Raw genomic sequence first — 10,311 nt, forward strand, 5'->3', positions numbered from 1 at the left:
TCGGCGGGCTTGTTATCTGAAAAATATTACTTCACGATACATACTATCGCAAATTACGATAGAAAACCCATGCGCTTTGATCAGCTGAAATACTTCATCGCCGCCACCCAAAATGGCTCTATCTCGGCAGCGGCGCGGGTGGTGAATCTGGCCCAGCCCGCCTTCTCGGCCCATATTCGCACTTTAGAACAAGAGCTTGGCGTGCAGCTGTTTGAACGATCCCGCAAAGGGGTGCTGCTGACAGAGGCCGGGCAGCGGCTTTATGACGGCGCGCTTTCGCTGTTCCGTCACGTCGATCAGGTGCGCGACGAAACCATCAATGCCGCCACCAGCCTGACAGGCGAGGTCCGCGTTGTGCTGGCAGCCTCGGCCGCGGCCATGCTGGCGGGGCAACTCTATTGGCGAACCGCTCAACAGCATCCGCAGATTCGCCTGACGATTCTTGACCTTCTGCGGATGGAAAGCGATACGCTCGTCACCTCGCGGCAGGTTGATTTCGGGCTACTTCCCAATGTTTCCACCCTTGTCGGCGCAACATCTGAACCGGTCCTAGCCCAGGATTTGCATCTTGTCGGGCGCCATTGGCCAGATTCCATTGGCAGCGAGATCGATTTTGCTGATCTGAAAAATTTCCCCCTCGTGATGGGAGGACGGCGCAATCAGCTGCGGATCGAGTTGGAAAACACCGCCCTTCGCACCGGCAGCCGCATCAACATAGCGATCGAGCAGGATTCCCTTTCGGTTTTCCGCAGCATTGTGATGAATGGTCCGGCCTTTACGGTGGTGCCCTATTCGGCCTTCGCCGTCGAGATTGAAGCCGGCCTGCTCAGTGCCACGCGCATCGTGAACCCGGTGATCGAGCGCACGCTTTCCTTTGTCTGGCACGAGTTTTCCGAGCTTTCGCTTTCGGCTCGGGCCGTCAAAGACCTGTTTCGCGCCCATATCGGAGAATTGCTGACCCAACACCGCATGCGCGGCAGGCTCCTGTAGGGGAGGCGTTCAATGCGGCGGCGGACCAACGTGGCCCAAATCTATAAGAAGACCGGAAATCTGCGGGCGATGCAGTTGCGCTTGGGCCATACCAAGATCGACAGAACGGTCAGATAGCTTGGGGTAGACCTCGACGATGCGCTGACTCTTTCAGAGAGCATCGATCTCGAAGATTTGCGGTTCTGCGCGAACTGCGCCGGGCGACCCAAAACGGACGTCCTGTCTGCAGAAAGCCCCCAGCGCGGCGGTGCCGACATTCGTGTCGCACGTCATCTTGATCCGGGACGGTTGGCAAATGATCGGCACTCGTATGTGGGCCTGTGTTGCAGGGGCTGCTTGGCGGCTGCACCGTCAAAAGCCACTAAATCGCGGTATGCGAGTGGGCTGGTCTTGTGTTTGGTCCAGCCCTCGCAGGCGGGATCTGAAATGGGGTTGGGCCATTTGCCTGGTGAAACGGCAGGGCAAACGCGCAGTCGCACGGGCGACGGTGGCTGTCGCTTGGGAAGTTAAAAAAGAGGAGGGCCTGTATCGGGGCACCGCAAGGTCTGGCTTTGCAAGATCAGGCAGCGCTTGGGATTCATCCCCACCACTTTGATCGCCCTTCGGTTTCGTGCAGCGGATTTTGCCACATTGGAAGCATCATGGCCATGATCCATGTCATCGCAACACCCGACCGATCAGACCATACTTTGCAGTGGCCGCGCCAATTGCCTTGTCGCGGCGCGGCAGCGGACAAACCCGACTGGGTAGATACCTCCTGAACAGCGGGGACAGCGGCATGAAACAGCTATCAATCCTCTTGTTGCGCCAGCTGGCAGGCATGGGCATCGCGGTGATGCTGATGCTGCCGTTGCCAGGTTTCGCAGCCGGACCAGAGCCTTACCCGTTGGGCGAGGCACTGGTTACCTTGCCGGAGGATTGGGAAATCACCGATCAGCGCGGCGATGCCGAGGTTGATCTGGTCGGCCCGCATGGCGAATCCCTGATGATCTACTGGTGGTTCCCGGACGAGCCGCTGACCGGCTATGACGGGGCGCCTCCCAGTGAAACTGTCGATTTCCCGATGGGTCAGGCCTTGCTACGCCGTGAAATGGCAGGGACGCGTGCGACGGTCAGTTCGGTGTTCGAGTGGCTGAATGCTGACGGAGAGCGACTGATCTTCCTGTTGGAAAGCGAAAGCCAGGATCTGGCAGAGCTGGAAACCACTTTGACGCCATTGTTGCGGGATCTGCGCTTTGTCGGCGTGCCGTTGGCAGCCCCCACCACAGCCAAGGCTACATCGGCCACCGAGCAGCCAGCGCTTGATTTTGCCAAAGCCCTTGCTGCGGCTTCGCTGCATTTCGGCGGTGATTGTGCCACAGTTGACGCGGCCAGCCAGCCTGCCACAGCCGCGCTTTCGGCCTTGGGTGTTGCGGTCGAGGCGGCGGCGTTTTGTCCGGGGCAGGCGGTTCCGCTTGTGGCGATCCGTCTGGCGCAAGACCCTGCCACGGGACAGAGCGGCCTTGCGGGCATGGCCTATGTGCGCGCCTTTCTGGCGGCGGGTCGCAAACCCGTGGGCCTTATAGACCTTGCCCATGGCGTTCTGATCGCCTTGGCCCCTGATGGCGCTGCGGGGTTCAGCGTTGCTTTGCATGACCTGAAGGCGGCCAACGCAATAGCGGTTCCCGCCACGTCGCCCGTTGATTTCATCGGGACGGAGGGCCCGGAATGGCTGCCCTACGCCGTTCAGGGCGGCAATTTCGACGCTTGGGCGCGCTACGATGCTGGGGCTTTGGTGGTTGCCGTGCCCGAGGGCCGCAACACCCGCACCACCGGGTTGCGTTCGGCCAGCGCCTTTGTGCACTTGCCCCGGCCGGGGGCTGCGGAAAGCCTGCGCATCCGGATCGGGTTGGACCCGGCTCGATCGTCAAACGTGGTGTTCGCGCTGGTGGCCCCACATGATCTGGGGGCGCATGACTGGGGCGTTCACGAAATCTGGCTGGCGTTGGAAGAGCGGCAGGTCGGCATGTTTGAGTTGACCTTGGCGGTTCAGCAAAAGGTGCAGGCTCGCATCCCGCTGCCACCCGCCGCCGATCTGGCCGCCCTGGAAATGCAGGTCCGGCCGGATGGGGTGATCTTGGTGGCGGGCGATCAGGGGCGCGTGTTGTTGGAGGGCCGCCGGGCCGAGGTGCCAAAATCCGACGCCTTTCATGTGCAAATCTCGGCCTCGGCGACCCAAGGCGTGGCGACCGGGTTGGTTCTGAACCTTCTGCGCTTTGACACGGTGCCTTTTGTGGGGGGCGGCGATCCGGCGGCAGTGTTGGGCGATGTGCCGCAACAGGTGGTGCTGTTTGACGGTGCTTCGATGGCGCCGCATCTGGAGCCTTACAACTCAACACGGCTGACCTTTGCCGACATGGCACGGTTTGACGTTGGGGCGTTGGTTTTGTCCTTGCCCAAGGATCAGCACACCGGCGAAATCGGCCTATTCGCGCCCGAAGCCTTGGTGTGGCTGGATCGGTTTACCGATGGGGCTCAGGTTCGCTTGCGGGTCGAGATCGATCCGGCGCAAACAACCGGGTTTCAGATTGCCTTGTCAGGCGGCTTGGCTGCACCGGATGCCGAGGCGGGCAAGCCGCGCTATCTGCTGCATTGGCGTCAGACCAAAGAGGGCACGCTGCGGGCCAGCCATATGATCGACGCCGAGGTTGGTCTGGTTGAGGTCACGCCTGCTGCCATGCCAAAGGTTGTTGAACTGGACCTGACCCCGGCGGGCATTCGGGTGTTGGCAGCGGGGTTTCCCGATGACTTGCTGCCGTGGCCGCTGTTGGTTGATGGTCAGGGCTTGCGGCTTTTGGTGACGGCCAAGGGCGATGCGGCCGGTCAGCCGGTTACACTGGCCTTGCGCAGGATCAGCCTGATCCGCACCCCCGGCGCGCCAGCCGCACCGCCAGAACCGCAAATCGGGGTGGAGCCGTTGCCGGTCGCACAGATTTTCCCCGCTGCTCCCGGCGTCTGGGAACCCTACGACCTGTCAGGCATGAATTTTGCCGAAACCGCGCATTTCGATGCACAGGGCGGTTTGATCGTTGAAAAACCCGGAAAATATGAACGCCCCCGCGCAGGGATACTGTCGGCCAAGCCGGTTGCACGGCTGGATGACCGGCTGGCGTCCACGCCCTACCGTTTGGCCCTGACCTTTGATCCCGGCCAGACCGATGGCTTTGAGGCGCTGTTGTCCAACCACAAGCAAGCCGACATGTGGGGCGACAGCAGCGTGCTGCATCTAAGCCTGTTGCGAAATCAGCAGGGGATGCGCCCCGATGACTGGGTTCTGACCCTGACGCAGCGCTATTGGTACACATGGACCCGCAGGCTGACGGCGCAAGACATGGCGGCTTGGGATGGCAGGCTGTGGCTTGATCTGGCCCCGTCCACCGCGACCCTGACCTTGCCCGGCGTGGTGTCCCATCGCGGTGCCACCTTTAACGGGCTGGCCAAAGGCGCGGCACTCTACCTGACTGTGCATTCGGCCTCGGCAATCCGCTATGGGCCAACGCGTATGGCACTTAGCAGCATCACTGCGGGCTGGGTCACCCCTGCCGGCATGACGGCGCGGCAGCGCATGACGCTGCAAGACACCGCAGATTTCGACGCAGACGCTTTTCTTGATCTTTTGAACGCTGAAGTCACCGAGGCATTGCCATGACCCTGCACCCCCTGCTTATCGCGGCCTTGCTGCTGCCTTTGCCCGCGCTGGCGCAAACCGGCCCGGACCTTTGGGGTTTGGGCGACGCGCCCGCGCCGCAGGTATCGGGCCAAACGCCCAGCCTTGGTGCCGCCCCATCGGCGAAAACCATGGTCGCCTTGACCGTTCAGTTGGAAACCTTCCGCAGCGCGGGTTACGCATTGCCCGAAAGTCTTGATCTGGCGTCCTACTCCGAGGCCACGCTGTCAGCCGCTCTGAGCCGTTCAAAGGCATCGGCCAGTGGCTGCGCTGCCGCTGTCGATATGGCGCTTTTCTTGGATGCGCATCGCGCTGAGACAAGTTGGCTGGAAACCCTGAACGCCATTGATAATCCCGCCGAGCTTTTCAAGAAGTCGCTGCGCAAGATCTATATCGCAGATGGGCTGGGCGATGGCGCGACCGGTTTTATCGCCCAAAAGGTGCCGGGGATGAGCATTGTCGACGGCTTCTTGAAGGTTCACGAAACCCTGCCCATCATCAATGATCACAACATTGGCTCGATCGCTGCGCGCGAGGCGATCTGGACGCAAGAGATTTTTGAGGCCAGTCAGGCCGCGGCATGGGATGAGGCCAAGATCAAGGCCAACCAGGTGACGCTGCTGGGCTATGCCAATGACTCTGCCACCAAACTTGCCGCCCTTGCCACCCAGATGGAGGCGCGCGAGCAAGAGGTTGAAGACAATCACAGAACCCAGATGAGCCTGCTGGAATCCGAGCGCGACATGGCGTTTCGCGATGCTGACAGCACGTCCAGCGGGCAGGCCAACGCGGAAAAGAAGGCCAATGCCGAATTGGTCTTCACCGCGGGAACGCTCGCGCTTTTGAAAAAGCGTGAAAAGGCGCTGTTTGCCATGCTGGAAAGCTATGAATCGGCGGTTCTCGCCGAAGAGCTGCGCGCCGCAAAAGCACAGGTGCAATATGCAGCGCTTGGCAAATATGCCCGCCCGATTGCGCAGGGAAAATGCGACGGCATCGAAAAGCAGGGCCTGCTGGCGTCAAGTGAAACCGCACCGGCTGCCCGCACACCGCAAGAGGGGATACTGGGTGAAATACTGGCCTTGCCGCACGACAAGCTGTTGATCACGCTGAATACCTTGGGCGTGGCGCCGTCCGACGAATTTTACAACTGCCTGTGCAAAGCGGGCAATTACGGCTCGTCCGGCACTCAGCAATACTATCATCCCGACACCGTCGGCACCTACGACGAACGCTACAGCTGCCAAACCCCCGGCGATCCTTGCATCGTGTCGGGCTATGGCTGCATGCGCTATCCGCTACCGTCTGATCCTGCCTTGTGGAAGGGCTGTGCGGTCGGCGGAGCCGAAGACCCCGCGCAATCCATCTTGTCGGCCATGGCTGAACGTGCAGCCAAATCCACCGCAAAACCCGAAGGAACCAAGCCATGAGCCGCTTTCTGAATGCCGTTCTGCTGATCCTTGGAATTGGTGCTGTCATCAACCCGCTATGGGCCGAAGAGGCGCGGCAGATCGCCTTTTCAGCGCCGCCCCAAGACTGGGTGGAGGGCAATTTTCGGGGCTATGCCTTTGCCACGCCCCCCAACTGGCAAGAGGTGGCTCGGTCAGACGACGGGGTGACGCTGTTTGGCGGCGACATGGAGACCAAAACCGGCCCGGCCTTTGGGCTGATGCTGGCACGCAATCCGACGCAGGTGTTCAACCCCGAGACCACCGTTTCGCTGGGCGAAGCCGTGTTTGCGGGCGGCCTGCGCTTTGAGGTGCTGAAGTCCACTGAAACGCCCGATGGGGGGATTACCGTCGAAGGCGGATTCCTGATCTCGGTCGATCCCGTGCTGGGCGAGGATCATCTGATCATCCTGCAAACCGTCTATGGGCAGCCATTGCCCCCCCACCGCGCCGTGTTGGACCAGATCCTGTCCACCCTCGATCTGCCCGCACCGGGGGTGTTGCCCCTGGAACCTGCCCTAGCCGGGGCTTTTGCAGCACCGGTCCCAGAGGGTTGGGAAACCGGCAGCTACATGGACAACGAAGTGCTGATCTTTGAAAACCGCGCCGTTCAAGGCGCGTTCAAGTTGATGCGCCACACCGCCGCCTATGACCCCGGAATGCGCAGTGATTGGTATATGCCAGACGGAACCCTCGGCCAGCCCGTCAGCTTTCTTGGCCAGAACGCAGTGGTCTACGAATGGTCCAAGCGGTCGAAGAAATACCATGATGCTGCGGACAGCGACGAGACGACGCGGCTTTACATCTTTGAAACCTGTCTGGCCAATGGCGACGTGGCCTCGGTTGAACTGACCGGCCTGCCGTCATTTTACACGGACCCGCAGGTTACCGGCCTTTTGGACCGGGTGGAGCTGCGCCTTGGCCCAGATGCCGCCCCTTGCCCAGCCAGCGCCTTGCCTGTTGGCATGCCAGCGGGGGCCAGCTTGGCCGAACCCCGCGTGAACAGCGGTCTTACCACCCATCTGGATCATGTTGCGGCGCCAGATACTTGGCAAAGCCAGGGCATCGGCGGTGCCGAAGCCGCACCCCCACACACAGCAGACGCAGCCACAGCAGACTCCGGGCCGCTTGCCGCACTGGACGGATTGATCGGCTATCTGCCGGCTGAAGGATTTGTCACCATGACAACGCCAGACAGTCTGACCTATCTGGCCGAAGATGGCCGTGGCTATCTGACCATCGCCAAAGGTGCTGCGGTATTGGCACCCGACGGCTTTGCAGCACTTGTTCCGGCAGGCCGCCTTGGCAGTTTTGAGGCGGGATTTTCGATGGAGTGGTCGGCCTATGGCTGGCCCACCACGCAGCCAGAGTTTCTGGACAACGGTGCGCCGGTGGGTGGGTGGCATATGGTTCACTTCGCCCGCAGTTGCCTGGCCGGGCAAATCCCGGTGGCCATGATGTTCGGCGGTATCAGCCGGTTCACCGGCGGCAATGCCCTGACACAGATCAAGAACAATCTGGTGTTCAACTGGCCCGCAGACATCGAGGCGTGCAGTCTGGAAAATGCCGGGGTCGGAAACCCTGCAACGGGTGGTTTGGCGGGGAGTGGCGTTGCCGAGACGCCCACATATTCCCCCGACCCAACGACAGTTGACCCCAAGCGCGCGACGGCCCCTGCGCCAAAGCCGCCAGCAGCCCCGCCGCCGCCCCCGGCCGCCGAGATTGAACCCGACAGTTTTACCGATCAGGGCGGTGGCTATGCGCTATACCAGAACGCCCGTTTCGGGACCACGATCTCTTACCCCAGCGCGTATTTCAACACCGAGCAATCGCCGGAAAACGGGGACGGTCGGCGGTTTTCATCGGCCGATGGTCAGTCATATTTCCTGGTTTTCGGTCAGCACGATGCCTTTGGCCTGCCGCAAGACGAAATGATGCAACAGGACAAAACTCAGCAAGCCTATCAAGGCGTCAGCTATGAAAAATCGGGCAAAAACTGGTATGTGCTGTCGGGTCTTACCGGGGACACCATCTTTTACCGCAAGGTGATTCTGGCCCCCGACGGCATCATCCACGCGTTTGAAATCCACTATCCTGCCGCGCAAAAATCCGCCTTTGATGCGGTCGTGACCCATATGGCGCAAACCTTTGGCCCTCTGGCCGCGGCTAAGCTTGCGCCGCCTTTGGTGCCAAATCCGCAACCCGCAAAGATCACCACCCCCGCGCGCAATACCGACCTGCGGGCGGCCTTGATGGACGCGGCGCGCATTCCGATCGAGGCCGATCTGGGCATGGAGGTGATCTTCGTCGTCTCGGTGCTGAGAACCGATGGCGCTTGGGCCTATCTACAAGCCAAACCGCGAAACCCTGACGGCAGCCCCATCAGATGGTCCAAGACCCGCTTCGCTGCGGAAATGGAAAAGGGTGTGATGAGCGACGTCGTCATGGTTCTGTTGCAAAACACCTCTGCAGGGTGGCAGGTGGTCGACCACATCATGGGGCCGACGGATGTCTACTGGCTTGGCTGGCTTGACGCCTACGGCCTGTCGGAAGCGCTATTCAGCGAATGAAGCGCGGGGCTTTTCGGGATGGGTGTTGTTTGATCGTGACGGTGTCACTGCATTGACTGCCTTCACCTATGCCGGCCGGGTTCCGCGCCTTTGCAGGGATAGATCACCGGCGTGCTGGCACTCGCTCGGAGTTTGCGGGAGGGGGCTGACTCATCAGTGGCAGAAATTGCCTTCACGCGGCAAGCTAGAGCGTTGCTTTGAGGCCTTGACTGCCATTGGACATCATAGCTGAGGGTGATGACAGAGTAGCGTTCTAATATGCCGAATTGAGACCGCTTGCCACATTCATTTGGGACAGCATGCGCAGGATTCAGGCTTCGTTTCTTCTGGATATCCTTTCTGCCGCGAGCGACCAGACCCGCTTCGCCCGGCGGGACGCGTGCGGAGCGCAGAACAGGGAAATGGTATAATCCAACCCTCCGGTTGTCGGCCTCATCGCCAGCCGTCCCGCCTCAACATCCGCCTCGACCAGCGACTGAGGCAGAACGCCGCGCCCCCGCCCTGCGAGGCAATGTGCCCGGATATCAGCCGCCATGCCATGAGGCACCTCCTCGGTCACGGGCAGATCGAGGCGACAGGTTTGCCATATTTGGCCGATGTAAGTCAGGGGGTGCGAGACATGCAGCGGCAGAACTGCGTCCCTTGCCTCGGGCGGCTCCACGATAACCAACCTGTCGGTCGCAATGTCGGCAGGTAGGAACACCGCGAAATCTTCATCAATTGGCACCCGTGAATGGCGTGTGACAATGGCGAGATCTGTTTCAGATCGGGCCAGCATCCGCGCCGCCATATCGTGATTGGCAATCCGGGGGGCAAAGTAAATGCCAGGAATTTCACGCGAAAGCCATTCCTTGAACTGTGGAAATACGGCCATCAGCACGCTATGTGGCATGACGATGGATATTCCACCTTCACTCAGACTCCAGGGCACCGATACACCCTTGAACATGTCGATCTCAGAAAGGATTTGCCGTGCCTTCGGCACGAAATCCTCTCCCGCCGAAGTCAGGGAGATCGGACGGCTGCGCCGGTCGATCAGGATGCGGCCAAGGTAATCTTCCAGCGCCCGCAGCCGTTTGCTCAGGTTCGATTGACTTGTGTTCCGCTGCTCCGCAGCCAGCGTCAGGTTAAGCGACTCCGCGATACGCAGGAAGTCCCGCAACTGCTCGATGTTCATTAACCCGCCGTTCATTAACCCAACGCAGGGGCATCCACGAGGGATGCCCCGTCAAGGGGACTTCAGTTCAGAATGCCACCTGGCGCAAACAGAATCTTGATCACGCCTGCATGTGCGATCTGCCCTGGCGCACCTTCAGGGCGTTCTGAAAAGCGGATCAGCCGGGCAAAGACGATCTTGCGGCCTTTATTCTCCGCCCAGCCGACATACCAGCCGAAAGGCTGGCCTTTCAGCAGCTTACCATCTGCGCCGAATGGCATTCCGGCACCCGTCTTTCCGTAGATGTGCCAGCCGCGTGACTGTTCCCCGTTGTCCATCAAGATTTTCGTCTGTTCGACAGCCGAGACGGACACTGGCAACTTGCCTTCAATCATCCGCGTCAGGAACGCGACCTGCTCCACCGGGGAGATTTGCAAAGACGAA

General features: G+C 60.7%; 6 protein-coding genes and 1 pseudogene. 5 read left to right on the forward strand and 2 right to left on the reverse strand.

Annotation, left to right across the window (positions count from 1 at the left end):
* The first annotated feature begins 69 nt into the window (after window positions 1–69).
* The 5 genes and pseudogenes from U1A24_RS10510 (at window position 70) to U1A24_RS10530 (ending at window position 8,711) form a co-directional block, all read left to right on the forward strand.
* A complete protein-coding gene (locus U1A24_RS10510) occupies window positions 70–990 on the forward strand; it encodes a LysR family transcriptional regulator (protein WP_322321934.1) in 921 nt (306 codons plus the stop codon).
* A pseudogene (locus tag U1A24_RS10515) lies at window positions 991–1,107 on the forward strand (integrase); the annotation flags it as partial. It lies immediately after the preceding gene.
* 661 nt (window positions 1,108–1,768) lie between these two features.
* Complete coding sequence (locus U1A24_RS10520) at window positions 1,769–4,678, forward strand: hypothetical protein (protein WP_322321935.1); 2,910 nt, start codon at window positions 1,769–1,771, stop codon at window positions 4,676–4,678.
* A complete protein-coding gene (locus tag U1A24_RS10525; RefSeq protein ID WP_322321936.1) occupies window positions 4,675–6,123 on the forward strand; it encodes a hypothetical protein in 1,449 nt (482 codons plus the stop codon). The genes U1A24_RS10520 and U1A24_RS10525 overlap by 4 nt, the downstream gene beginning before the upstream one ends.
* Window positions 6,120–8,711: a hypothetical protein gene (locus tag U1A24_RS10530; RefSeq protein ID WP_322321937.1), complete on the forward strand. Its 2,592-nt coding sequence runs from the start codon at window positions 6,120–6,122 to the stop codon at window positions 8,709–8,711. The genes U1A24_RS10525 and U1A24_RS10530 overlap by 4 nt, the downstream gene beginning before the upstream one ends.
* A 310-nt stretch (window positions 8,712–9,021) precedes the next feature.
* Here the strand turns inward: U1A24_RS10530 and U1A24_RS10535 are convergent, their stop codons facing one another.
* Both U1A24_RS10535 and U1A24_RS10540 read right to left on the reverse strand, forming a co-directional pair.
* Complete coding sequence (locus U1A24_RS10535) at window positions 9,022–9,888, reverse strand: LysR family transcriptional regulator (protein WP_322321938.1); 867 nt, start codon at window positions 9,886–9,888, stop codon at window positions 9,022–9,024.
* Window positions 9,889–9,950: 62 nt separating this feature from the next.
* Window positions 9,951–10,311, reverse strand: a 361-nt coding sequence (locus tag U1A24_RS10540; protein ID WP_322321939.1) for a penicillin-binding transpeptidase domain-containing protein, incomplete at its 5' end; no start/stop codon positions are given.

Source organism: Cypionkella sp., assembly GCF_034376685.1.
Classification (GTDB): Bacteria; Pseudomonadota; Alphaproteobacteria; order Rhodobacterales; family Rhodobacteraceae; genus Cypionkella.